The sequence below is a fragment of the Chitinophaga sp. Cy-1792 genome (assembly GCF_011752935.1).
Classification (GTDB): domain Bacteria; phylum Bacteroidota; class Bacteroidia; order Chitinophagales; family Chitinophagaceae; genus Chitinophaga.
Window position 1 is genome coordinate 595999 of the sequence record NZ_VWWO01000002.1, and the last position, 23775, is coordinate 619773.

Genomic DNA, 23775 nt, shown 5'->3' on the forward strand with positions numbered 1-23775 from the left:
TTGTGAGATGATCGGAGCGGAGATCTCGTCTCCCGTTTACAAAGTTAGGGATATAAGCTATATTTGGAACCTGATATATTCATCATACGGAAAAACCATGTTTTAAGTAAATAAACCCAATGAACACTGCCATCTTTCGCCCAAAATGTGCCAGTACGCTCGTAGCAATCTTTTTCTCAGGAATATTTGCCGGCGCCAGCGCACAGAACCCTGCCGATAACGCCCTCAGCCAGTTTATGGCAGGTAATTTCGCCCAAACAAAAACTTTAACGGCGGATATCATCTCAAGAGATAAAAATAATGCCCTGGCATATGCCCTGCACGGCCGGATCCTCGTTGTCGACAATGACCTGGATAACGGCCTCGCCGACTACGAAAAAGCCATAAAACTGGCCCCTGATAATGGCGTGTACTATGCTTTCGAAGGCGCCTGCTACCAGTATATGCATAAAGATCCCCTGTCAGAAAAAACTTTCGACAAGGCCCTGAAGCTACTCAGTAGCCCTAAATCAGCCTGGGAATACTACGCCAGAGGTATCGTCTACGAAAGCCGTAAAAATGACGATGCCGCCCTGGCAGATTTTAACAACGCCATCAGACTACAGCCCGACTTCACCCTCTGCTACGTTAAACGGGCCCGCATCCTGAACGATCGCAAACAAACGGATGCCGCCATGGAAGCACTCAGCCAGGCCATCCGTCTCAACCCACAATATAGCGGACCCTATTTCACCCGAGGCAATATCTACTACAACCAGCAACAGTACGAAAAAGCCCTGGCCGACTTCAGCCAGGTAACCACCCTCAACCCTAAAGATGCTGACGCATGGTTTAACAGGGCGGTTATGAATAAAAAACTGGGCAGGTACGATGTCGCCCTGACCGATTATAATAAAGTCGCAGCAATGAACCCCAACGATGCCGACATCTACGGCAACCGCGGCAATACCTACTTTATGATGGACAAAGCCGTAGAAGCCTATACAGATTACTGCCATGCCATCCGGCTCAACCCCGGCAAAGCACAGTACTACGTCAACAGGGCAGCGGTGTTTTTAAGATGGGAACAAACCGATTCCGCCTTCGCCGACTATAACCACGCCATACGCCTGGACCCCACCTACGCCGACGCCTATATCGAAAGAGGGAATATCTACCTGAATATCAAAAATAAACCTGATTCAGCACTGGCAGACTATAACCATGTCATTGCCATGAATCCCGGCTATTCAAACGCATGGCTGAACATTGGTGTGGTGCACCACAATAACGAAGAATTCAAAGCCGCTATCGATAACTATTCCAAAGCCATCGAAGCAGATCCCAACAATATGCTGGCTTACCTCAACAGGGCAGATGCCTATGAGGCCACCGGCAATACCAGGCAATCCAATCTGGATAAAAAGAAATATGCTGACCTGGGCGGGAAAATTACTGCTTCCGCAGGCTCATCAACAAAAAGTATCTATCCCGAAGGCACCTTCGATGCTAAACTGGCCGCGGCATCGCTCCAGCGCGGTACTTCCCGCATCGTCGGCCGCGCCTGTACCAAAAAAGATGGCCTGATATTCAACGCTTCAGGTGTCAGGGTACTGCTCTTCCCCGTAACACCATACCTGGAAGAATGGTACAGCCTCCGTGATAAAAAAGAAGGGAAAAATACCCGTGTATACATGTCTAAAGAAGCCAATAAATACGCCATTGAAGCTGTTTCAGGAGCAGATGGCCGCTTCTCCTTCGAAGGACTCAAACCCGGCAAATACTTCATCCAGCTGGTACATAATTTCAACCAGCGGAAAACAGCAAGGGTGTATACCGGCTCCTATACTGCACAGAATGGCCCCGTCATGACCACCACCAACTATTACTACGATCAGGATTACCTCGTGGAAAGGTCACAGCGCCTGGAACGCTTTGTGGAAATCAAAGACGATGGAGACACCAGGAAGATCACCATGGCCAACAGCCTGATTAAAACCTGCGACTTCTAGGCTATAATAAACTTACCAGTACCAACGTAATCAATGCCGGCAACGCCTGCACTACAAATATTTTCCGTGAGGCCGTAGCAGCGCCGTAAATGCCTGCTATGGCCACACAAAGCAGGAAAAAGACGGCCACGTTATGCTGCCATTCCGCATTGCTGATCAGCAACGACCATATCAACCCCGCCGCCAGAAAGCCATTATAAAGCCCCTGATTGGCCGCTAACCCCTTGGTTGCCTTAAACATTTCGTCTGTAAACTTACCCTTGAAAATCTTCTTCCCCCGGTTCTCCCAATCAAACATCTCAAACCAGAGAATATATAAATGCTCTGCCGCTATGGCACCGATAAATATTTTGACAATAATAGGTAACATGGATATTCGCTTTTTTACTATTAATATACGCATTTAATCCTTCGCATGCCGCCGCACGGATAATAGGGAATCTTCCCGCTGTAACGCTTCATAATCCTGTATCTTGAAATATCGGGTATACTCTTCCGGCTCTTCATGGTCGCCAAGTATATTCCTGCTGATCTCCGGCTCAAACCCTGCACTCACCACGGATTGCTTCGTAATAATATAAGGACTGTGTATGCCGGCAATCTCGGCCAGCGTATGAAATACAATGCGTGTATCCGCCGGCGTATAACGCCAGGTTTCCGCCCTGGCCACCTTTTCCGGAAAGATTTTTTTATAGGCAGATGAAAACCATAGAAACAACGGGATTCTCAGTTCATAAAAAGTAGGGAAGGGGGTGCTATGCAGAAACAAATGCCGGTCATCGTCCATTAAATTCTCCCCATGGTCAGACACGTACAACACGCTGGCACATAAATGCCGTTCCTCCAGTAGCTGCAATACTTTGGTAAGAATGCTGTCGCTATATCGGATGCTGTTGTCATATGCATTGATCAGTTCTTCCTTATTCGCTATCTTGATGGCCAGCGGATGATCAGGCTGAAAATGGCCCCTGTCTGCCGGATAACGATTGGTGTACTTGAAATGCGAACCATGCATATGCAAGACAATAAAAGCGTCAGCGGAATCGGCATCCAGGGCCTCCTTGAGGTGTGGCAACAGGTTCGCATCATATTGCCCGATCGCTTTCTTTTTATTGGTGCCCCGGTTGATGTCTACCCATTTTTCTGCTTCCCGTGAATAAAACCCGATCAGTTGCTGATTGGCCACCTGGTTGGTAATGAACCAGGTACGAAAACCGGCTTCATTAAACAACGACAAAATACTCTTACGGGTATAAAGCCAGCCGGCAGTGGAAGCATCCGCCGGACTCAATATCAACGGCACACTCTTTTGAGTGGCATTGGATTCACTGGTGATATCAGAAAAAGGTATCAGCCCCGGTATCTCCTGTAAGGTAGGATTGGTGGCCTGCTGATAGCCGTATAAACTCCAGCTCATCGCCCTGGCGGATTCTCCCAGTACCAGCACATAAACCTCGCGCTGGCCAGCGTTTTCCTGCTTCACTGCCTCAAACCGGAAGCCCGCCGAAGTAATCGGGTAATGCTTCTCCCTGTACCATTTGTCTATCGCAAAATTCAGGTTGTACATGACATTAAAGGGATATACCTGTTTGTCCAGCCTGATGCCGGCTGCCAGCACAATGCCCAGTAACAGCAGGCTGAATACACCGCTATATAAGCTGGATATTCTTCTGAAACCTGCATGTAGTCGCATTTTCATGCAACAGGAGATAATGGAGAGCGTAAGTATGGGAAGATATAAAACACATACGATCACAATGCTGGGCATGATGTTTCCCAACAACTCCGTGCTTTCCTCTACATCCGTGGTAACCGTATTCAAGAACATATCCGTAGTAATCACCCCTTCGCGGAACAGGTACAGGAACACGATTTCGTAGGCATGTATGATGAGCATCGGCAGCATCAGCAGCATCATAATGCCGGGCTTCCTGAATACGGAAATCAGGGCAACAGCCAGCGCAAAAGGGAAAAGCAGGTTGTATATCAGTTTAAACCACGTGAAATGTATGCAAACCAGCGCCATATTAGGGATTACCCAGCTGATCGCAAACAGGAGCAGATAGGTGGCCTGGCGGTTCCAGTGTAGTCTCATTCTCATCAGAAAACTTCATTAATGCCAAAATAAAAGCCGGACTGGTCTTTACCCATGCCATAGTCCAGGCGTATATTGATCCTGCGCTTGAATTCCCATCTGTACCCGATACCATAGCTGATAAGGGTTTGGTTGAAGCTGAGCGCACTGAATTCAGGAAACACATTTCCCGCACCAAACCATACTACTGCACCGTTTCTGCCATAAATTTTCTGACGCAGCTCTACCTGCCCCGTGAGGAATTTATCGTCCCGGAAACGCCCTTCAAAATAGCCGCGCAGGCGGTTGGATCCTCCTGCTTCCGGCATCAGTGTCCAGGGTACATTACTGGTGTTGGATTCTGCCAGCAAGTCTGTAGCCAGAATACAGTTCTTCCAGACACGCTTGTACCAGTCAAATTGCGCATTCCAACCCTGGAAAGTAGCGGTATTGCCCAAAAAGGATGGAAAGAATTTATAGCCTAGCCTGGCATAAATGCCCTTATAGGCATTGGGGATGAAATCCCTGGAGTCAAAGGTGAGAAAAGGACCTACACCCAGTCCGAATACGTGATCGGGCTGCATCAGGGGCTTGCCGCCACTGGTGTCTATCTGCTGTGCCCTGCCATCATTAACAATGACACTGACGCCTGCAAAAAGTCTGCCCTTGACACAGGCACTGAAATCTGCCGATATCTTCTTCGTGACCAGCGTGTATTTGGTGTAATTATCTTTGTCAGATGCCTGATCATAGCCAATTCCCCAGTACTTGTTTGGTTGCGAACTAAAGGAGGCCTTTACCTGCAACCGGAAGCGCTCATTCGGAAAAATGGTGATGCTGTTAATACCTATGCCATAAAAACCCGACAGCGACCCGGTTCCGTAAACGGATATACTGGACAACGGTAGCGCAGTATCTGCCCGGTCGGTGCTATAAAGGCCGGCAAACATTGCAGCAATACCTGCACTGGTTTCCGGCGCATAGTAAGGACCACCGATTATACTGAAATCGAATTTTTTCCTTGGACGAACATCGTTGGTGTGTTTGAGATAATAAACAATTTTGTTGAAGATTCCTTTAATGGTCGTATCTGCAGCCGCTATAAGTGCCGTGTCAGGCGTGATCCCCTGGGTAACGGTGCTGTCTTTGGTCAATGGTGGCAGTGTATCTCTTACCGGACCACCGGCATACAATTGAAGCGGTGTCAGAAACAAAATGTAAAAAAATATGTTTTTTAACATAGAACAGACATCTGTAACCTATAACACCTTTTTCGACAAAAGGATGAGTGTCTGCTCAAAGTTTCTTCACCCCAGGTACGTATATATGAAAACAGGATTGATTATGTGGTGCGCCCTTTGCTTTCATCTGCAATTGTCCGCACAGCTCAAAAAAGGAGATAAGGTAACCCAGATTACGATCCGTGATGCCAGTAATAAACCCATGACATTACCGCACTTCGGAGAAAAATCCCTGTTAATTTTTTACCCCGATCCGGATCATGCCTCTCAGAATAAGACCATTACAAATTATTTAAAGGCACATCCTATTTCAAGCCCGAACATTTTTGCCTTTGGAGTGGTTAACTTAAAGGATGCGCCGCTACTTCCGAATAGTATTGTCCGGATGATGGTCAGGAGAGAAGTGAATCAAACGGGTGCCAACATCTATACAGATGTCAATAATACCCTCAGCAAATCCTGGCATATGGGAGATGTTAACAACAAATTCGTCATCATCTTTATCGATAAAACAGCTACCGTACAATTTTATAAAGCCGGCGAACTAACCGCAGAAGAAAGAAAGGATTTATTACACGTGATAAAGCAACATAGCTAGATATTCCGTATATATTGATATCCCCTGATAAGATCAATCACCGCATGTTATGCACGAAAATGAATTATGGCTATCCTGTAAAGCCGGAGAGCTAAGAGGCCTCGAAGGACTGTATTCGCAGTTCTATAACCCGCTCGCTAATTACGGTGGTAAATTTACCACTGATGATTTCTGTATAGATGAGAGCATACAGGACCTTTTCCGCAGGCTATGGCAAAACAGACACCAGATGGCTTATGCAGCCTCTGTAAAGGAACTGTTGTACGGCTCCTTCCGCAAGATATTGCTGGGAAACCTGGAATACAATTCCAGCCGAAACCCGCATTCACTCAGCGGTGAACATATCCCTTTCTGCCTGGACCTGCCAGACAGGCATCCGCTCATCGCCAAAAGCCGGATGACAGACCTTTACGGAAGATGGGAAACCCTGCTGCAGTCTTTGTCTAACCGCCAGCGGGAAGCCATGTACCTGAAGTATTATGAAGGTATTCCCCAGGAAAGGGTCGGCGATATCATGAATATGCATTCCGGAGGTACACACAGCTTGCTGCGTACGGCCCTGGAATCTTTACATAACAGCTTCGGGAATTTCTCGCTGCTGGTATTGTTCTATCTGTTAAAGCAGTCCTGAATCTAAATTTCCGTAAACATCTCCAGCAAATTTTTCAGTCCCGCTGCGGAATGTATCGACGCTGTTTGTGCAAGCGTCTGCTCAGCGGCTGCCCCTGCACGCTGACGCATATCCTGTTCATAGGCAGCAATGGCAGCAGGTATGCTGCTATGGTCTGTACCGGTGAGTGCTATACTGAGGTCCAGGGCATCTTTCATGGCCATATTCACCCCTTCGCCTGCATAGGGAGGCATCAGGTGTGCTGCATCGCCCAGCATCGTCAGGTTAGGCAGCGTTACCCATGATTCATAGGGAGGTATGCAATACATAGGCCTTACAATAAAGGCTTTGCTGGCCTTTTCAAACAAACTGTTCCATACCGAAGCCCATCCGGCATATTCCTGCCTGAACCATTGACTTACCTGCGCAATATCCGAATAGTCGATACCGTTGTTGCGGTGCCAGTCTTCCTCACAGTTAAAACCCGCGTAGAAAACCATACTGCCATCGCCTTTCGAGCTGATGATCAGCGATTTTCCGTCTCCAAGAATGAATATCTTTCCATCCTGCAACAGAGCATGCACTTCCGGCAATGCTGTTGCCGCATCATATACCGCGCCTTCAATACCGGTAACCCCGGAATAGAAAGGCTTTATATCCGTGATATAGGGCCTGATGCGTGAGTTGGCGCCATCGGCAGCAATAACGAGATCTGCATAGGCTTTATGCCCGTTTTTAAACAGCAGTTCCCAGCCTTCGCCGGCGGCCTCCATGGATACAAACTGGCTGTCCCAGGTTACAGTATCATCCTGCAGGGAGTTCAACATTAATTCCCGTAGCGGGCCACGGTCAATTTCCGGCCTGTTCCAGCCTTCATGAGCGGCATGGTGTTCATCGTACAAAATCCGGGCATCCTTGTCCATAATGCGGATCCTGTCGGCACCCGGACGGTAGTATTTTTTGAATGCTTCCATCAGTCCGGCATGTTCGAGGGCGAGCAAACCTGCATCTTCATGGAGGTCGAGTGTAGCGCCTTGCACACGTACCTGCCGGTTGAGGTCGCGTTCATAAACTTTTACCTGTGCGCCTTTCATTTGCAGCAGTCTTGCCAGTGTCAGTCCGCCAGGACCACCACCTACAATGGCAATCTGTTTATCTTTAATCAGTTGCATAAAATCTATTTAAGTAATCCTTTTATGACCATTTCGCAGCAATCTGCTACTACCTGGTCTGTAATAATTTGTTGCTTCCTTGTGCTGTGGTCGAAGTATTCGCGCACCAGCTCCTGGAGAGGCGCCTGTAACAGTGCCCTGTATACATCCATGGGCAATACGGGTATCAGCCCGGCCGCGGCGTGGCGTTGAAAGAAGGTATGAATGGCCTGAAAATGATCGCCCTGCCGAATGTTGCGCTCCTGGTAAGCTTTATGCAGCAGGGGAGTGGTTTTGCTGTATTGCAGGAGGGCAAAGCCCGGCTGATGGTCTTTCAGGTAATGAAAGGTGTTCTGCCATAATTTTCGGATGCCATCGGCAAAATCCATGGTTGCAGAAAAATCTTTTAATACCGCCTGCTCATAATCTCCCAGTACCTCATCTACAAATAACTTTACCAGCAGATCTTCTTTATCAGCATATTTTATGTAGATGGTCCGGGGAGAGATACCCACCGCGTTCGCCAGCTTTTGCATGGTTAGATTTTCCAGGCCTTCATTGGTGATGATGTCCAGGGCAATGCTTTTAATAGCCTGTTCCTTGTCAAGATTTCTGGGTCTCATGATGCAAAGTAAGTAAATGTTTATTTACTAATGAAATTTTATTTTTTTCCGGCAACATCCCAAATGATACCGAAGGTATCACCTGCAACATATTAAACGCAATAAATAAAATGTAAATATTTAATAATCAGATATATAGATGGTGTTGTCAGGAGAGTTTCTCGTAATACAACTCTTTGGTACCATCTTCATAGGTTTTTTCTCTGACCAGGCTCAGCATTGTCCGCCAGTGGAATTCGGTAAACAGCCGTTCGCCATGACCAGCCAGCGCAGGATGGATATACAAAAGGAGGTCATCAAAAAGGTTGTTTTCTAAAAAGAAATGCCATAGGCCGGCGCCGCTGGCCACCGTGATATTTTCACCAGGCTCCGCTTTAAGGGCATCCAGTTTTATACGAAGGTCATCAGGGCTGGTATATTGCAGTAGCTGGGAATTGTCCCATACAAGGGGTTGTGCACTTCGGGAGAGGACCAGCTTTTTCTTGCTGTTGATATGACGTGCCAGTTCCAGTTCTGCGTAGGAGATAGGGTTTAACAGTGCATTTTTCCAGTAACTGGCCAGCTGCGGGTAGGTTCTGCTACCCATCAGCATAGTATCGAGCGTTTCATAGAATGCGGAGGCATCATTAAGGATATCATCGGTCATCTTCATCCAGTGAGGTAGATCACTGACAACGCCATCCAGCGACATATGCGCATGTAAAATTATTTTCCTCATGGTTTATTTCTGAGTGGCAGGTGCTTCAAAAACGGCAGAAAGCCGGATATCGTTCGGTTTTTCATACCGGGCAGCCAGCCTGTTGATATTATTAACCAGTGAATCTTCATTGTTGTTCTGCCCTTTGGTAAAACTAATCAGCTCGTGACAGATCTTTACCAGCAGGCCTGTTTTTGAACTGGAAACAGGAGAGGATGCCTGACCATTTACCATCCCATCTTTGGCATCATAGGAAGAGAAGAAATAGCGGATGCCATCTATGCCAAAGTCCATCGTTTCCTTACGTTGCTGTAGTGCGAGGTCAAAGAGGTGCTGGATTTTCAGTGCCAGCTTCTCATTGATTTTTTTGGTCAGTACTACCGGCTTTTCGGCGGTCACTCTTTTCTCCGCTGCCGGGTCATAATATGCTACACGGATATTGGACTTCAGCCAGTAGTTGTTTTGCTGGTCCCGCTCTACAGAAAGTGCATATTCCGGACTATAGGGCGGAATGACGACAAATCTGGCCAGTGGCTTTTCGGCCATTCGCCATAATACTTTCTGGTAAAGATGATTGTAGTAGCTGTCCACCGCATTGTGCGAAGGCTCGAAAGGCTCCAGCTGATCGGATGCCTGTGCCACTGAATGATAAGGAATAGCCATCCCTATCAGCATAACCAGTAACAAATTTTTCATAGTTTATAGTGTTACATTCTCACCATGACAGTTGTTAATGATCCATTGCAGATATTAACGCCTTGAACTTTTCCAGGGATATCGCGGCTTTATATGCCGGGTCCTGCGTGGAATAAAAGCCTGCCACTGGATAAAAAGGTAAGGTCCATTGGCCGTTAGTAATACCATATGGGTTGTAGTCAGGTTTTTTCTGCTCAAATCCAATAATAATTCCGAATATACCGTCATGACCGGTTCTGTCTGTCACAGAAGGCGTGTAATCGCCCGCCTGTATAACATTACCATTGTCATCTGTAATACGCGGATGAATATGAACAGAAAATTTCACGGAATCGCCCTGCATATGAAGACTTTCCCGTGCTACATTCACTGAATCTGCGCTGACCGACAGGCCATCGCCTTTGACAATCCTGGAAATAAGACCTTTCCATCCTACCTGGAAGTAATATTCACAATGATCAATCTCGGATAAACGATATACTTTGTCCAGACTATCTGCTAATGCTTTGCCGGGGTTGCTGATGTAAAATCCTTTCGTATACGTTGTACTGAACTGTTTGCTGCTGGAACTTAGTACAAGAATCTTCGCTGTAGTTTCTCCTGCCTCAAAATTCCTGAACCCGTTCAGGTCATACCAGGTAATACCGTTTTTATTCCTGAAGTGGGTTCTGGTGCCGATTCCTGATTTTAAAGATAAGCTTTCTTTATTATACAGATAAACATCTTTTTTTGTTCGTACGGCAGATGACGTTAATGGCGCAGGGAACGATCTGGCGATATCTGCCGTAAAGGGCACAGATATACTGTTAACCAGCAGGGTAACAAATGTGAGTAATGTCGTTGCTGAAATGATACAATAATTCATTTTTGGGGTGTTGGCAGGTTAAACAATGATTGAATTTCTATAACGGGCCGTCCTTATTGGCTACGGCTATAACAGATGCTGATGAGGTTTACATAGTGAAATGCCACACTTCTTCAAAAATACGAAAAACAAAAAATAATCACAAAATCAAATTGATAATGGTGGTTTAATGCAATTGGCATAGCAGTGCGCAACCTTATATTTATTGCACTATACCCTGCCCCATGAATATAGAAAGCTGCATCCCATTTTTCCTGATCATTACGTTCACCATTTTATGGATAAAGCTGGCTGCTAAATTAACCGGTTATGAGGTTAAACCAGGTAAGTATAAATCCATAGACGGACTACGCGGACTACTGGCTTTTTTTGTTTTCTTTCATCATTCGGTGATCTGGTATTTTTTCCTGCATAACGGCCAGTGGGGCTTCCCGCCTTCCCATCTGTACCGCCACCTGGGACCATCCAGCGTGTCCTTGTTTTTTATGATCACCGCCTTCCTCTTTTTCACCAGGCTAAGGTCGTTTAAGCGGAATGGGGCCGATTGGCTAAAGCTATATACAGGGCGCTTTTTTCGCATCCTGCCTTTATATTTCACGGTAGTTATTTTGCTGTTTATCATTGCAGGTGCCATCACCCGATTTACCCTGCTGGAACCTGGTGCGAATGTCGTAATGGAGTTGGGAAAGTGGCTCCTCTTCATGGAACCGGATATTAACGGTATCGGTGGTACGAGAATATTGGTGGCAGGTGTGGTATGGAGTCTGGCTTATGAGTGGTTGTTTTACTTCTCTCTGCCTTTACTGGGCATGCTGTTCTTCCAGTTGTGGCCTTCTTTCAGAACGCTGATCTGCGCGCTGTTATGCTGGATGTTGTTCGGATGTATTATCCTGTATTTTTATCAATTCAATATTTTACTCCGCGCCAGCTTTTTTATCGGCGGTATCATTGCCGGATTGCTGTCTGAAAATACGATGGTGCAACGTATCGCAAAAACATGGTATGCCTCACTGCTGATCATAGCGTTACTGGTGCTGGTAATTGTTGGCTATCCTGACATTGACAGCATTGTTCCGTATAGTTGTATGGTACTGAGTTTTATATTAATAGCAAATGGTAATTCAATTTTTGGTTTACTTAATTTGCCTGCAACAGCTATCATCGGCCAGCTTTCCTATAGCATTTATTTGCTGCATGGTATGTTGCTGTTTTGTATGTTCCACTTTGTGCTGGGCCATGATTTCGTAGCAGGACTATCCCCGGTTGGTTACTGGTGCCTGATAGCAGCCATTTCTATTGTGCTGATGACGATCTGTTTTTGCACGTATCACCTGGTAGAAAAACGTTTCCTGGAGAAAACGCCCGCGGCAGTTAAGTGGGCAGAGAAATATCTCCGTAGGAAAAGCTGATGGTTATTTTTTTGTCTGCTTCCACTTTTCATCCCTGATCCATTCAATACAAGGGTCTATCCATTGTTGCCGGGCTGTTTCATTGTTAATACCAAAGCCATGCCCGCCATTGGTATATACGAAGAAACGAACCGGTACCTGCTGCTGTTCCAGCGCGGCCACAAAGGCCAGGCTGTTCCCGATTTTCACGGTGGAATCATCCATGGCATGAACAATGAATGTAGGCGGCGTTTGGGAATTTACCTGTTTTTCATTGGAGAACTCATTTACCTGCGATTCGATGATATCGGGGCCAATAAGATTTTTGCGGGATAGTGTATGAGTCAGACTATCAGTCATACTGATGACCGGATAAACCAGTACCATAAAATCCGGACGCAGATTTACACCATTGGGATTATCTATATAATTGGTACTGAAATGAGTACCTGCAGTGGATACCAGGTGTCCGCCTGCTGAGAAACCCATAATACCTATATTATCAGGATTCAGTTTATAGGCTTTCGCGTTTTCTCTTGCAAAGCGAATGGCTGTTTGGAGGTCCTGCAGGGGAACAATGGATTTGTTCTGCATCAGATCGGCCCTGGGTACACGATAGTGCAGCAGAAAAACCGTAATGCCGGCATCGGCCAGCTTCTTAGCGGCAGGAATTCCTTCCTGGGGATCGGCCACATTCCTGTAGCTGCCACCGGAGCAAACGATAATACCAATGTCTGATGTCTTTTTATGCGGAAGAAATACGGTGAGCGTAGGCATAATTGTTCGCGGACGTATAACCGTCGTATCATTTCCCGTCTGGCCGCTTCTGCCATGAAGGGTGTCCATCAGAATGTCTGAATGGATGGCATTGGGTACTTTGTCCTGCTCATATAATGGTATTACATCCTGAGCCTGAAGGGTTTGGATAGTCGTGCCGCAGCAGATAAGCGCTGCAAAAATTATTTTATACATAGTCTGCATCTTTCAGCTGTTTCTAATTTAAGAAGTAATTTCCTCACGGAGAAGTACCGGGTTTTAGCATGGAATTATTGGAACAATAACAGGAGGCGTCTGTTTATATCTTTTTAAAAAGAGGTATTATGAAGAAATTGCTGCTCCTGATACTGGTAGCTGTTGTTGTGCTGGCCGTAGTGATCCTGGTAAAAACACTGACCTATCCCTTTGCGCCTGTCAAAACAGCTGGTGGGCCGCCGAAAACATATGAAATCAGTGATTCTGCACTGCTGCGGTTTTCCGGAGGTATCCGGATTCCTACCGTGTCCAATGTCGATTACAGTCAGTTTAACTATGCCCCTTTCGATACCCTGGACCAATACCTGGTGCGCATGTACCCACTTGTATATGCCCATATGGAACACTATAAAATCAATCAGCACGCGCTTGTATTCCACTGGAAAGGTAAAAATCCATCTTTAAAACCTGTTATATACCTCGCCCACCAGGACGTCGTTCCTCCCGGTGACCCTTCGGGGAAAGACAGCGGCGCCGTTATCTTCTCTCCAAAAGATAAACCGCTGCCACCCATTACGGCGATTGCACAAACCTGGGACTATTACCCTTTTTCCGGGAACGTTGTCAATGGCCGCATCTATGGCCGCGGAACACTGGATATGAAGCCCATGCTTTTCTCGCTGATGGAAGCCGCCAGCAATCTGCTGGAAAAATCATTTACCCCTGAACGCGATATCTATTTTGCCTTTGGGTTTGATGAAGAAGTAGGAGGTACAGAGGGTGCGAAAAAAATTGCAGCAGATTTCCAGCAGAAAAATATCCGCTTTGATGCGGTATATGATGAAGGTGGTATCGTATCCACGAAAGGGAGTCTGGCCGGTATCAATACTTCCGTAGCACTGATAGGCTGTGCAGAGAAAGGGTTCTGGTCAATCAGGATAAAGGTAAAGGGATTAGGTGGTCACTCCTCCATGCCGCCGCTGCAAAGCGCCATCGGTAAGGCTGCCGTGATCATGCAGCGACTGGAAAATGATCAGATGAAGCCAATGATCATTCCCACCATCGACGAGTTTTTTAAGCAGATCGGCGGCTCCATGGGATTTACGAGCCGGATGGCCATTGCCAACCAGTGGCTGTTTAAAGGAATGCTGATCAAACAACTGACCGCTAATCATACTACCAATGCACTGGTACGTACTACCACTGCACTCACCCAGATGAAAGGCAGTGATGCCAGCAATGTACTGGCGCCTGTCGTTGATTTTGTGGTCAACTTCCGGCTGCTGCCGGGAAATACCGAAGAAGATGTCAGGAAACATGTACTGGCTGCCTGTAGCGGCTTTGATGTGGAACTGGAAAATGTGCGGGAGGTAAGGGAAGCTTCCAGGGTATCATCTATCAACTCCCAGGGCTATAAGGTGATGGAGCGTACCATACAACAATATTTCCCTGACGCGGTGGTAGCCCCTTACCTGACAATCGGCGGCACGGATGCCTATAAATATGAAATAGTCAGCGATCATGTGTACAGGTTCCTGCCCGTAGCCATCAACAATTTTGAACAGCAAACGATTCACAACAATAATGAGTACATCAGCATAGAAAATTATAGCAGGATGATCAGGTATTTTGAGACCCTGATGAGTGAGTATGACAAGCAATAGGGAGATGACCACATCATTCATCTTCATACTGCAAGGCTGGTGGCTCGGCAGATTTGCCTTTCTTCTTCATCCAGGTATAATAGAAAAATAACCGGATAGTATGGTTGTAGTCGTACTGGTAGCCGCTGGCTTTCTGAGAGCTGACGAACATATACCCGAAATCGAAGGACCATCCTGAACCCATATTCTGGCGGATGCCGGCAAAAGCCCTGAACTGATCAAACGTGTTATTGACAATGGTTTTACCAAATTGTACGGCTACCTCATTTGCCAGCGAAATCTGTGGTACAAATGGTTTTGGGGATAAAGGAATACCAATGCTGATCAGGTACCGGAAGCGATTGGAAAAATTATAGTTACCGGTAGACTGATCGTTCTGTAATTGTTCGCGCCAGCGTTGTTCGCTGCGGAAGCGATTGAGCAGCGATACCTTACCAACTCTGGTGGCATAGGCAATCTGTTCGTACCAGCGGTTTTCGTCTGCAAACGTTGTATAACCCGGCGTAGTAGGGGCCAGCCATAGATGCCCGTAGCCGGTGATAAAAGAGAGGTTTTCGTTTAGCCAGTAGCCAACGCCACCCCGTAAGAAATAAAAGCTGTTATCTGCCACAAAATTATTGCGGCGCATATGCGCATCACCAATAAAACCCCAGTGGTCATTGATGCGGAAAGTGGTGTTCAGACTTATCCAGGACTGCAGCTGGTTATTGATCTCTTTTTTCTGCTGTGCAAGGCCGGGAACAGCAGTCAGTAACAGGAACCATAAAAAGCGATGCTTCATAAGATTTAAGGCGCCGTATTGGCACCAGAAAACTACAATCGAACCGCAGGGAATGTTCGGTAATGGATTACCTGTGATAGCAGGAAATTATTATCTTTCTGTCATATGAAAGATAAAGTAACCCTTAGAATTATCCTTATATTCTGCCTGATCAAGTTAGCACTGCATCTGATTGCAGATTCCCATACCGGCTTCCAGGGCGATGAACCGCTGCATATTTCTGCGGGCAACCACCTGGCCTGGGGATATATGGAATTTCCTCCCATGATAGGTTTAATAGCTTTCGTGCAAAACCTTTTTCATTCGGATAGCATCTTTGTACACCACATTTTTCCACACCTGGCCACTTTAGTGATCATGGTAACCATCGGGCTGACTACCAAAGCTGCCGGTGGTGGTCCCAGGGCCGTATTTCTGGCGCTGCTGGCCTATGTTATCGCGCCAGCCTCTGGTGGTTCCAATTTACAGCCGGTCGTTTTCAGCCAGCTGTTCTGGGTGCTGAGTTTCTACCAGCTGTTCAAATTTGTACAATCCTCCGACAGGAAACATCTCTGGTACCTGACCCTCTTTGTAACACTGGGCTTCCTCACCAAATACGATATGCTGTTTTTTATGACGGGCCTGGTAGCTTTACTCACCAGCAAGCATACACGACAGGCACTTGTATCAAATCGCTGGTGGCAATGTGTGCTGGTTTTCCTGGTAGTTGTTACGCCCAATATCATCTGGCAAAGCCAGCATGAATGGCCGGTATACCAGATGTTTCACCGCTTGTATGAAACGCAGCTGGACCATCAGGGCAAAGGTGATATCCTGAAAGGTATCATGCTGGCATCGAATCCGGTCTCTTTACTGCTGCTGGTCCCGGGTATTATATGGCTGTTTTTCCGGAAACCCGGCCGTATATACCGTACGGTCGGTATTGCTATTGTGGTATCTTTCCTGGTATTACTGAAGGCGAATGGCAAGAATTATTATTTCTTCTCTATTATATTTACCATCTTGCCTTTTGGTGCGGTATGGGTGGAAGAAAAACTGATAGGATGGCAGCAATGGCTGCTGTGGCCGGTTACTGCCATATTGCTGACAGGAGCAGTACTGATTCCTTTTGGGTTTCCACTGCTGACGCTGGACAATTACCTTCAGCATTATTATAAGTACCAGCAGAAAGATATCCCGGGAGGAAAATATGCCGTGCCATACGAAGAGTACTATACCCAGGAAATGTGGCCACACGTGCTGGGCGAAATGCGCGCGGTTTATGATAGTTTGCCGGCAGCAGAGAAAAAAGACTGTATGGTCTGGGGGAAGCATTATAACCAGACAGGCATCTTCGAGCTAATGGGAAAGCAATATGGTTTACCAAAAGAATTCGGCTACCATGGCAGTTTCTATAGCTGGGCGCCTGCCAGTGGAGCCATGCCGCAAACAGTGGTTGCGCTGGCGTTTAATGATACACCGGATTATTTCTTTACACCTTTTTATGAAGAAGTAATACCAGTAAGGGTTATCCCGAATATCTATGCTGGCGTTGAAGGAAGGGTAAATCAGACGATATACATCTGCAAAAAACCAAAATATAATTTTGCTGAAATGAAGGAGCAATTCAGGAAAAGGATATTTGAATAGACGGCAGGCATCTGCATAAAAAAAGTGTAAAAGGGCTGAATACGCATCTTTTACACTTTTTTTTATATAGATGACCACCGTGTTTTACTGAGCAACTACATTACGTGATTCATTGATCACGTGCAGCGCATCTGCTGGTGATGAGCGGTATAAATCGTAGAGTGCTTCCGTGTTGGCGACCCTTATCTCAAATTTATCTTCACTCAGTGCCTGCATAAATTCAGTGGCTACCTGCTGCGGCGGGATGCCTTTATGACCGTCTATACCTTTGGAGAATTCCGTATTGACGAGTGGTGGCATTAACTCAAATACGCGTATACCCGTGCCGGTTAGTCCGGCGCGCAATGCAACTGTATAGGAATGCACTGCCGCCTTGGTGGCTGAATAGGAAGCCACCCGCAGCAGCGGTACAAAAGCAGCCACAGAGCTGACATTCACAATGGCTGCTGCCGGCTGTAACAGCAGGGCTGGCAGCAGTAATTCGTTCAGTCGGATGACAGAAAGATAATTGGTATGCATCTCTGCAGCTGCTTTCTCAAAGGCATTGCCATCGCTGACGAAGTTATTGAGGAAAGCCGCGCCGGCGTTGTTGATGACGATGTTCAGCTGCGGAAATTCGTTGGTGATATGGGCCACCAGGGCTGCAGTGTCATCTGCATTGGCAATATCACCATTAAAGGTATGTACGCCAGGCAGACTGCTGGCTGCGGCAGCCAGTCTTTCCGTATTTCTGCCGGTGATGATAACGGTATTGCCAGCCTCCAGTAATTGTCTGGCGATTTCGAAGCCTATGCCGGCGCTGCCGCCGGTGATGAGAACAGTGTTTTGTGTAGTTTTCATGTATTTTGATTTATATGAGTATGATTAGTGATCGGAGATATTTTTTAATGCCAGTGCCGAAGTGCTGCGTTTCTGTACCATAAACAGCAGGGGCAGGCAGGCAAGAAAAAGAATGCCTACCAGTGCAAAGGAGTCGAGGTAACTAAGCAGTGTCGACTGCTTGACTACGCCGTATTCCATGAGTCCGAGCGCCCGCTGATGCGCATTACCGGGTGTGGAGCCGTGCGACAGAAAGTAATGGGTATAGCTGTTGAGTCGTTCCAGTACTGCAGGGTTGTCCGGGTTGAGGTCTGCCACCAGGTGGTTTCTATGATAGGCCGTGCGTCTGGCGGTATAGGTATTGACGATAGCGATACCGAAAGAGCCGCCGAGTTGCCGCATCATATTGTTCAGCGCGGCGCCTTGAGCGATATCTTTCATTTCCAGTGTAGACACGGCCAGCATGGTGAGCGGAACGGTCAGCAGTGCGATACCTACTGCACGGTAGATGAGGTTGTTGCTGATAAGCTGCGCAGAAGCGTCAGGGCTTAACGATGCCATGGTATAGGAAAAGTAGATGAATAGTGTAAACCCGATAACGATCATGACAACGGGCGACAATCCGTTTTGCAGCAGGCGGCCGCTGATGATGAGCGACAGTAAGGCAAAGAAGGAGCCCGGAAGTAGTAGCAGTCCCGTTTCCAGTGGTGTGAAGCCCAGCAGTCGCTGTGCAAATACCGGTGTCAGGTAAACAGAAGTAAACATGCCAATGCCTGTAATGAAAGTTAGTATAGCCGCAACCGTTAGTGTGCGGCTTTTGAATACCCGTAGGTTGACGACGGGTTCATCTACCTTTAATTCCCAGATAATAAACAGGATGATGGCTGCGATGGCGATAAAGGTGAATACGGTGATATAGGCGGTATCGAACCAGTCTTCCTCCTGACCGCGCTCCAACACCGTTTGCAGGGTACTGACCCCGATGATGAGCAGGAGGATGCCTGTCCAGTCTACTTTTTTTACTGTTTGTCTGATGGGTGATTCCTGTAGTAGCAGCAGGCAGGAAAGCGTAACCACGATACCTACGGGGATATTGATATAGAAGATCCAGGGCCAGGAGTAATTTTCCGTGATGAAGCCACCCAGTGTAGGGCCTATGGTGGGGCCGATGAATACGCCTAGTCCGAATAGCGCGCTGGCCATGCTTTGTTTTTCTTTCGGGAAGAGTTCAAACATGATGGTTTGCGAAACCGATAGCAATGCGCCGCCGCCTAGTCCCTGGAGGAAGCGGAAAAACACCAGTACCCATATATTGGAGGCGTTGCCGCACATGAAGGAGCATATCGTAAAGAGAATGACGGAGCCGATGTAGTAGGTTCTGCGGCCCAGGGAGGTGCTGAGGAAGCTGGACATCGGTATTACGATCACGTTGGCGATAGCATAGGACGTTACTACCCAGCTGGTATCGGCGAGGGTGGAGCCCAGGTTGCCACTCATGTGCGACAGTGCTACGTTGACGATGGAGATATCTATCAGTTCCATGATGGCAGCGCTGATGACCGTGAATATGAGTATCTGTCTTTTCAAGGCGTTCATAAACGACTAATTAAAATAGACCGTTCGGTCTTTTTTGTGGCAAAAAAATAGGTTCATCATCTCCGGAAGGGAAGTTCCGGGAGTAAACCGTTTATAGGATGTGTTATCAGTAAGATCAGATCAGGTGCTGAAGGCGTTGATTTCCTGTCGGAGTGCATCGGTAATGATACGCATTTGCTCGTTATTGTCGAGCACTTTACACACCAGGACAGCGCCTTCGTACATGGCAAACATTTTAGCGGCGAAGGCCTGCGGGTTGATGGACGCGGAGAATTCGCCATTGGCGATGCCGCCAGCTACCAGCCTGGTTATCCGGGCCTGGGAGGCTTTAATGGCGGTGGCCACACGGGCTCTCATTTCCTGGTCGGTATCATCCGCTTCTGCGCCGAAATTGATCATGGGGCATCCGCCCGCCTTTTCCATGGGCGTGGTGTCTTCGTAGAAGTCGAGTAGCGCCAGGAGCTTTCCTTTGTAGGAATGGTGCTCCTGGAGTTTTGCGTCTATGCGTTTGCTGAGCCGTGCATAGAGGTAGCTGAAAACCTCCTGGCAGATTTCTTCCTTATTCTGGAAATTGCCATAGATACCACCTTTGGCAAGTTTGGTTGCCTCCATAATATCACTGACGGAGGTGCCGGCCATTCCTTTTTTATTGAGCAGTACTGCCGACTGCTCAATAATAAACTGCCTTGTTTTTTCTCCTTTCGTCATCATAGTACAAAAATAAGACCGATCGGTTTATTTTACAAAATTTATTTTTTGGGGAGATAATCAGCGATTATTGTTGTGGGGGAAGCTGGTCTTTCTTTAGGAGGAGGCTATAGCTGATACTATTACTTTTCGGGTGTTGGAGGATATGCTGGTAGAGCCAGTTTGCCCTGGTCTCGAGTTCGGGGTTGCCGGTAGCGGTGGCTTTATATTTCAGGGAGTCGGCAACGAGTTCGAGTAGCTGATCGCTGGCATCGCTGATGGCGAGGAATTGCTGAAGCTGCTCCAGGGGCATTTCTTCAAATGTTTTAAAATCCAGCTTTACCTCAGACAGCAGGTAATTCAGTTGTGTTTCATACTCGGGCAGATCACCTTTTCCACCAACGCTCATAAGGCGTTTCAGCGCTGCAAATGCTTCGGCGATCATACGTTCCAGGTAATCGTTTTTTCTGTGCTGAATAGGCATATAACTATCGTTTTCTGCAATTTAACTAAAAAACGACGGACAGAAATATTAAACCCCTGCCGTGCAAATCAGGGTTTGCATGGCAGGGGTTTATTGTATACGGAGGAATCAGGAAATTTGTAATGCTTTGAGTTTTTCCGGGTCTACTACATTATTGATTTGCAGGATGGTATCACCAGCTTCATTGATTTCAAATACCTGGCAGGAGGTAAGCCTGTCGTTTACATAGAAAAGAAAAGCAGGCTGATGATTGATCCAGCGGAGAACGATATTTGCGGTTGCCTGGTACTTGTTGAAGATGAGTTCCAGCAATGGTGCCACTTCGGTAGCGCCAATGCAGATTTTGCGGACAACATGCAGGTGAGGTCCGCCGTCTGCGATCATGGTGATTTCAGCAGAAAGCATATTTTCTACTCTTTTCACATCTCCCTGCCGGATGGCATCTATATAGCCGGACAGCAGGTCTGTCGCCTTTTGCTGTTGCCCGGGTGTATGGGTAACAGCGCCGGGTTTAAAGAGCCGGGCTTTAGCCCTGCTGAGCAGTTTCCGGGAATACTCTTCCGAGATATTCAATACTTCGGAAATGTCTTTATGGTCATAGTCAAAACTTTCACGCAGGATAAAAACAGCCCTTTCCATTGTGCTTAGTTTCTCCATCATGATCATGAGTGAGTAGGAAAGGATATCCCGTAGATGCAGGTTCTTATCGGCATTATCATCTGTGGCCACAGGCTCCGGCAGCCATTCTGCTCTTTGCGGAGCTATTTTCTTGTTTTTATTTTTATAGTTGATAGCCAGGTTGATGACACTTTTTATCAGGTAATTCTTTTCGTCAAGAATGCCTTCTCTGGGTGTCATGTAATGCCTGGAAATAACATCCTGGATGACATCTTTTGCATCTTCGGCCGATCCGAGAATATTGTAGGCGTATGGGAAGAGGATCTGTTGATAATCTTTCATGAATGCTGTTTTGACACGTCTAAAATAAAAATATTGTCCAATAGTAATAAGACCAATATCACAATGAAAACGTGACAGTCATCAGCAGAAATTTGTAATAAATTTTTTAGATTAGCTACAGTGGCTGTTTTTGAGTCGTGGGAAATATCTAATCGCAGACTAATAGCATCTGCGATTATTATAGCTGATCTCCGGTCATTAACTAAATAGCTTTGCCACCTGCGAGAACAAAACGATTGCCAGGATTATTATCGGCACGGTATAATTTACCAGGGAATGCCTGAATTTTTTCTTGTCAAGCTTCATTGCCTCCACTAACTTATCGTCCACTTTAAATTGCAGATAGTAATCGCAGCCTGCACAATAGCAGGACGCTGCCTTTTGAAAAGGAAATACCGATAGAAAGCTGGTCATAAACCAGAAATAGGTCGATTCCACTTTTACATTGGCATCATGCGTCTGGCCGCAGTTAGGGCATTTAACGGACATTCTTTCATCGCAAAGGTCCCTGTTGCGGGTTCCATATCTGATATACATGTAGGTATAGGTTTATTGAATAGTTATGAATAAGTAGCGTATAAGTCTTTAGGGATAATGTCAGTACCGGAATAATATTGGTTGTTTGCAATATATAGTATTTTTTTATTTTATTTAAATACTACAGTGTACAGGCGGGAAAGCTCCACGTACACGGGTAAACGAAAAAAAAGTTCAGGATTTTAAATTATCCTGATTATATTAGAATATCGCAACCGATATCAGAGAGATCGAATTTAACAGTGAACGTATTTATAACCCGTATTTCCAGCATTTCTGTCATTTCTCAAAAACCAAATGTTCTCTCCAATGAAAATCTACCAAAGGCTACTGTCAGCCCTTTTTGTATCTGTATTATTATTTTCCTGCACAAAAAGCACCAAAGATCTGGCTAGTGATGTTAATGCCAGACAGGCTTCTCCGGAATCTGTACCAGCAGCCTCCAGCTATGATGTAGCCCTTGCAGGAAATGGCTTTGTAACCACGCTTCCCGCCGGCGGCGCAGAAGTGATCACCAGTAACGGACTTGGTAACTGGACCAGCGCCAATAGCATCACCAGTACTTATTTCAGAGTCGGCCTTACCGGCACACTGAATATTACCGTACGTGCAAAAGTGCCCTCCGGAACCAGCGTTATCAAAGTAACAGTGAACGGAACTTCTTTTAACAAAACAATTACCGGCACCGGCTATACGGACTATAGCATCGGCTCCGTAAATATTACGACGCCTGGCTACGTGCAGGTGGATCTCCAGGGTGTCAGCAAATCCGGCGGCTATTTCGGGGATGTTTCCCACATCGTTATAAGCGGCACTGCTACGGCTAGCAATGTCGTGTATGCAAACGATGCATCTAACTACTACTGGTCCAGGCGTGGTCCTTCCGTACATCTTAATTATACCATCCCTTCCGGTACTACTGCTGAATGGTTTTACAACGAGGTAACCGTTCCTGCAGGTCAGGATAAGATCGGGTCTTATTTTATGTCTAACGGTTTTAATGGTGGTTATTTCGGCATGCAGGTAAACAGCGCTACTGAAAGAAGAATACTCTTTTCCATTTGGGATCCCAGCGTAGGCACCACTTCACTGGTGCGTAAAGGCACCGATGTGGCAGATAATACCTTCGGTGGAGAAGGTACCGGCGGACAAAGCTACCTGGTATTCAACTGGCAGGCTGGCACTACTTACAAATTCCTCACGCATGTGCTGCCCGATGGCGCCGGCGGAACAGATTTCTCTTCCTGGATCTATACGCCGGAATCAGGCAGCTGGCGCTTTATCGCCACCTGGAAACAACCTAATACCACTACTTATCTCGGCGGGTTATATTCTTTCCTGGAAAACTTCAATGATACCAATGGTTACCTGGGACGAAGCGGCCAGTATAGTAATGCATGGGTAAGATCAACCGCAGGTACCTGGTATGAGCTTACCAGCGCCTGGTTTACTGCGGATGCTACTGCCACCGCAGATCAGCGCCGCGATTATGCCGGTGGTGTGGATGCTGCTACAGGACGTTTCTACCTGAAAAATGGCGGCTTCTTTTCCAATTATGTGAATTATAACCAAACGTTCACACGTACGGCCAGCGGTGTTGCTCCTAACGTTAATCTCAATACCCTGCCATAACCTTATTCGTAACTACAGAAATGCGCTTGAAATAAATAAGGCAGTGCCTACTCAGTAGACACTGCCTTTTTCTTTGTTAT

General features: G+C 46.7%; 23 protein-coding genes. 7 read left to right on the top strand and 16 right to left on the bottom strand.

Annotated elements, in window-relative coordinates; all coding sequences use genetic code 11:
• The first annotated feature begins 119 nt into the window (after window positions 1–119).
• Window positions 120–1991 carry a tetratricopeptide repeat protein gene (locus F3J22_RS16705; RefSeq protein ID WP_167019090.1) on the top strand — a complete coding sequence of 624 codons (1872 nt, stop codon included), beginning with the start codon at window positions 120–122 and terminating at the stop codon, window positions 1989–1991.
• A gap of 1 nt (window position 1992) precedes the next feature.
• Here F3J22_RS16705 and F3J22_RS16710 read toward each other — a convergent pair whose 3' ends face one another.
• Genes F3J22_RS16710 through F3J22_RS16720 form a run of 3 tightly spaced genes read right to left on the bottom strand, consistent with a single transcriptional unit; the run spans window position 1993 to window position 5279 of the window.
• A complete protein-coding gene (locus tag F3J22_RS16710) occupies window positions 1993–2361 on the bottom strand; it encodes a DUF1304 domain-containing protein (protein WP_167019091.1) in 369 nt (122 codons plus the stop codon).
• Window positions 2362–2394: 33 nt separating this feature from the next.
• On the bottom strand, window positions 2395–4092 hold the full coding sequence (locus F3J22_RS16715) for a phosphoethanolamine transferase (RefSeq protein ID WP_167019092.1): 1698 nt from the start codon (window positions 4090–4092) through the stop codon (window positions 2395–2397).
• Window positions 4092–5279 carry a BamA/TamA family outer membrane protein gene (locus F3J22_RS16720; RefSeq protein ID WP_167019093.1) on the bottom strand — a complete coding sequence of 396 codons (1188 nt, stop codon included), beginning with the start codon at window positions 5277–5279 and terminating at the stop codon, window positions 4092–4094. The genes F3J22_RS16715 and F3J22_RS16720 overlap by 1 nt, the downstream gene beginning before the upstream one ends.
• Before the next feature lie 13 nt (window positions 5280–5292).
• Between F3J22_RS16720 and F3J22_RS16725 the strand changes: the two genes are divergently transcribed.
• Together F3J22_RS16725 and F3J22_RS16730 are read left to right on the top strand one after the other, a co-directional pair.
• Window positions 5293–5904: a YtfJ family protein gene (locus F3J22_RS16725; protein ID WP_205195377.1), complete on the top strand. Its 612-nt coding sequence runs from the start codon at window positions 5293–5295 to the stop codon at window positions 5902–5904.
• A 49-nt stretch (window positions 5905–5953) separates the two neighbouring features.
• Window positions 5954–6535, top strand: a complete 582-nt coding sequence (locus tag F3J22_RS16730; RefSeq protein WP_167019094.1) for an RNA polymerase sigma factor — start codon at window positions 5954–5956, stop codon at window positions 6533–6535.
• Window positions 6536–6537: 2 nt separating this feature from the next.
• On the opposite strand, the gene F3J22_RS16735 is transcribed toward F3J22_RS16730, so the two are convergent.
• The 5 genes from F3J22_RS16735 to F3J22_RS16755 form a co-directional block, all read right to left on the bottom strand.
• Window positions 6538–7686 (bottom strand): NAD(P)/FAD-dependent oxidoreductase, encoded by a 1149-nt coding sequence (locus F3J22_RS16735; protein ID WP_167019095.1) that lies wholly within the window; start codon window positions 7684–7686, stop codon window positions 6538–6540.
• Between the two features lie 5 nt (window positions 7687–7691).
• On the bottom strand, window positions 7692–8288 hold the full coding sequence (locus F3J22_RS16740) for a TetR/AcrR family transcriptional regulator (RefSeq protein WP_167019096.1): 597 nt from the start codon (window positions 8286–8288) through the stop codon (window positions 7692–7694).
• 148 nt (window positions 8289–8436) lie between these two features.
• Window positions 8437–9006 (bottom strand): dihydrofolate reductase family protein, encoded by a 570-nt coding sequence (locus tag F3J22_RS16745; RefSeq protein ID WP_167019097.1) that lies wholly within the window; start codon window positions 9004–9006, stop codon window positions 8437–8439.
• A gap of 3 nt (window positions 9007–9009) precedes the next feature.
• Window positions 9010–9681: a hypothetical protein gene (locus F3J22_RS16750; RefSeq protein ID WP_167019098.1), complete on the bottom strand. Its 672-nt coding sequence runs from the start codon at window positions 9679–9681 to the stop codon at window positions 9010–9012.
• A gap of 34 nt (window positions 9682–9715) precedes the next feature.
• Window positions 9716–10546, bottom strand: a complete 831-nt coding sequence (locus F3J22_RS16755; protein WP_167019099.1) for a hypothetical protein — start codon at window positions 10544–10546, stop codon at window positions 9716–9718.
• Window positions 10547–10770: 224 nt separating this feature from the next.
• Here F3J22_RS16755 and F3J22_RS16760 point away from each other — a divergent pair, with 224 nt between their 5' ends.
• Window positions 10771–11955 (top strand): acyltransferase, encoded by a 1185-nt coding sequence (locus F3J22_RS16760; RefSeq protein ID WP_167019100.1) that lies wholly within the window; start codon window positions 10771–10773, stop codon window positions 11953–11955.
• Window positions 11956–11958: 3 nt separating this feature from the next.
• On the opposite strand, the gene F3J22_RS16765 is transcribed toward F3J22_RS16760, so the two are convergent.
• The gene (locus F3J22_RS16765) at window positions 11959–12906 is read right to left on the bottom strand and encodes an alpha/beta hydrolase (RefSeq protein ID WP_167019101.1); all 948 of its coding nucleotides are present in this window, start codon (window positions 12904–12906) and stop codon (window positions 11959–11961) included.
• A gap of 128 nt (window positions 12907–13034) precedes the next feature.
• Between F3J22_RS16765 and F3J22_RS16770 the strand changes: the two genes are divergently transcribed.
• Window positions 13035–14570, top strand: a complete 1536-nt coding sequence (locus F3J22_RS16770) for a M20/M25/M40 family metallo-hydrolase (protein WP_167019102.1) — start codon at window positions 13035–13037, stop codon at window positions 14568–14570.
• Between the two features lie 13 nt (window positions 14571–14583).
• Here F3J22_RS16770 and F3J22_RS16775 read toward each other — a convergent pair whose 3' ends face one another.
• Complete coding sequence (locus tag F3J22_RS16775; RefSeq protein ID WP_167019103.1) at window positions 14584–15351, bottom strand: DUF2490 domain-containing protein; 768 nt, start codon at window positions 15349–15351, stop codon at window positions 14584–14586.
• Window positions 15352–15456: 105 nt separating this feature from the next.
• Between F3J22_RS16775 and F3J22_RS16780 the strand changes: the two genes are divergently transcribed.
• A complete protein-coding gene (locus F3J22_RS16780) occupies window positions 15457–16980 on the top strand; it encodes a glycosyltransferase family 39 protein (protein ID WP_167019104.1) in 1524 nt (507 codons plus the stop codon).
• Window positions 16981–17064: 84 nt separating this feature from the next.
• On the opposite strand, the gene F3J22_RS16785 is transcribed toward F3J22_RS16780, so the two are convergent.
• From F3J22_RS16785 to F3J22_RS16810, 6 genes are all read right to left on the bottom strand, one after another.
• The gene (locus tag F3J22_RS16785) at window positions 17065–17820 is read right to left on the bottom strand and encodes an SDR family oxidoreductase (RefSeq protein WP_167019105.1); all 756 of its coding nucleotides are present in this window, start codon (window positions 17818–17820) and stop codon (window positions 17065–17067) included.
• 24 nt (window positions 17821–17844) lie between these two features.
• Window positions 17845–19395, bottom strand: a complete 1551-nt coding sequence (locus tag F3J22_RS16790) for a DHA2 family efflux MFS transporter permease subunit (RefSeq protein WP_167019106.1) — start codon at window positions 19393–19395, stop codon at window positions 17845–17847.
• 120 nt (window positions 19396–19515) lie between these two features.
• Window positions 19516–20106 (bottom strand): TetR/AcrR family transcriptional regulator, encoded by a 591-nt coding sequence (locus F3J22_RS16795; RefSeq protein WP_167019107.1) that lies wholly within the window; start codon window positions 20104–20106, stop codon window positions 19516–19518.
• Between the two features lie 64 nt (window positions 20107–20170).
• The gene (locus tag F3J22_RS16800) at window positions 20171–20566 is read right to left on the bottom strand and encodes a hypothetical protein (protein WP_167019108.1); all 396 of its coding nucleotides are present in this window, start codon (window positions 20564–20566) and stop codon (window positions 20171–20173) included.
• A 108-nt stretch (window positions 20567–20674) separates the two neighbouring features.
• Complete coding sequence (locus tag F3J22_RS16805) at window positions 20675–21526, bottom strand: sigma factor-like helix-turn-helix DNA-binding protein (protein ID WP_167019109.1); 852 nt, start codon at window positions 21524–21526, stop codon at window positions 20675–20677.
• Window positions 21527–21724: 198 nt separating this feature from the next.
• Window positions 21725–22063, bottom strand: a complete 339-nt coding sequence (locus F3J22_RS16810) for a hypothetical protein (RefSeq protein ID WP_167019110.1) — start codon at window positions 22061–22063, stop codon at window positions 21725–21727.
• A gap of 309 nt (window positions 22064–22372) precedes the next feature.
• On the opposite strand from F3J22_RS16810, the gene F3J22_RS16815 reads away from it, so the two are divergent.
• The gene (locus F3J22_RS16815) at window positions 22373–23695 is read left to right on the top strand and encodes a DUF5077 domain-containing protein (protein ID WP_205195379.1); all 1323 of its coding nucleotides are present in this window, start codon (window positions 22373–22375) and stop codon (window positions 23693–23695) included.
• Window positions 23696–23775 lie beyond the last annotated feature (80 nt).

Excerpts from the sequence above, each read along its gene's own strand:
- F3J22_RS16705 (WP_167019090.1), top strand. The coding sequence starts at position 120 with ATGAACACTGCCATCTTTCGCCCAAAATGTGCCAGTACGCTCGTAGCA.
- F3J22_RS16710 (WP_167019091.1), bottom strand. The coding sequence starts at position 2,361 with ATGTTACCTATTATTGTCAAAATATTTATCGGTGCCATAGCGGCAGAG.
- F3J22_RS16715 (WP_167019092.1), bottom strand. The coding sequence starts at position 4,092 with ATGAGAATGAGACTACACTGGAACCGCCAGGCCACCTATCTGCTCCTG.
- F3J22_RS16725 (WP_205195377.1), top strand. The coding sequence starts at position 5,293 with ATGTTTTTTAACATAGAACAGACATCTGTAACCTATAACACCTTTTTC.
- F3J22_RS16730 (WP_167019094.1), top strand. The coding sequence starts at position 5,954 with ATGCACGAAAATGAATTATGGCTATCCTGTAAAGCCGGAGAGCTAAGA.
- F3J22_RS16735 (WP_167019095.1), bottom strand. The coding sequence starts at position 7,686 with ATGCAACTGATTAAAGATAAACAGATTGCCATTGTAGGTGGTGGTCCT.
- F3J22_RS16740 (WP_167019096.1), bottom strand. The coding sequence starts at position 8,288 with ATGAGACCCAGAAATCTTGACAAGGAACAGGCTATTAAAAGCATTGCC.
- F3J22_RS16745 (WP_167019097.1), bottom strand. The coding sequence starts at position 9,006 with ATGAGGAAAATAATTTTACATGCGCATATGTCGCTGGATGGCGTTGTC.
- F3J22_RS16750 (WP_167019098.1), bottom strand. The coding sequence starts at position 9,681 with ATGAAAAATTTGTTACTGGTTATGCTGATAGGGATGGCTATTCCTTAT.
- F3J22_RS16755 (WP_167019099.1), bottom strand. The coding sequence starts at position 10,546 with ATGAATTATTGTATCATTTCAGCAACGACATTACTCACATTTGTTACC.
- F3J22_RS16760 (WP_167019100.1), top strand. The coding sequence starts at position 10,771 with ATGAATATAGAAAGCTGCATCCCATTTTTCCTGATCATTACGTTCACC.
- F3J22_RS16765 (WP_167019101.1), bottom strand. The coding sequence starts at position 12,906 with ATGTATAAAATAATTTTTGCAGCGCTTATCTGCTGCGGCACGACTATC.
- F3J22_RS16770 (WP_167019102.1), top strand. The coding sequence starts at position 13,035 with ATGAAGAAATTGCTGCTCCTGATACTGGTAGCTGTTGTTGTGCTGGCC.
- F3J22_RS16775 (WP_167019103.1), bottom strand. The coding sequence starts at position 15,351 with ATGAAGCATCGCTTTTTATGGTTCCTGTTACTGACTGCTGTTCCCGGC.
- F3J22_RS16780 (WP_167019104.1), top strand. The coding sequence starts at position 15,457 with ATGAAAGATAAAGTAACCCTTAGAATTATCCTTATATTCTGCCTGATC.
- F3J22_RS16785 (WP_167019105.1), bottom strand. The coding sequence starts at position 17,820 with ATGAAAACTACACAAAACACTGTTCTCATCACCGGCGGCAGCGCCGGC.
- F3J22_RS16790 (WP_167019106.1), bottom strand. The coding sequence starts at position 19,395 with ATGAACGCCTTGAAAAGACAGATACTCATATTCACGGTCATCAGCGCT.
- F3J22_RS16795 (WP_167019107.1), bottom strand. The coding sequence starts at position 20,106 with ATGATGACGAAAGGAGAAAAAACAAGGCAGTTTATTATTGAGCAGTCG.
- F3J22_RS16800 (WP_167019108.1), bottom strand. The coding sequence starts at position 20,566 with ATGCCTATTCAGCACAGAAAAAACGATTACCTGGAACGTATGATCGCC.
- F3J22_RS16805 (WP_167019109.1), bottom strand. The coding sequence starts at position 21,526 with ATGAAAGATTATCAACAGATCCTCTTCCCATACGCCTACAATATTCTC.
- F3J22_RS16810 (WP_167019110.1), bottom strand. The coding sequence starts at position 22,063 with ATGTATATCAGATATGGAACCCGCAACAGGGACCTTTGCGATGAAAGA.
- F3J22_RS16815 (WP_205195379.1), top strand. The coding sequence starts at position 22,373 with ATGAAAATCTACCAAAGGCTACTGTCAGCCCTTTTTGTATCTGTATTA.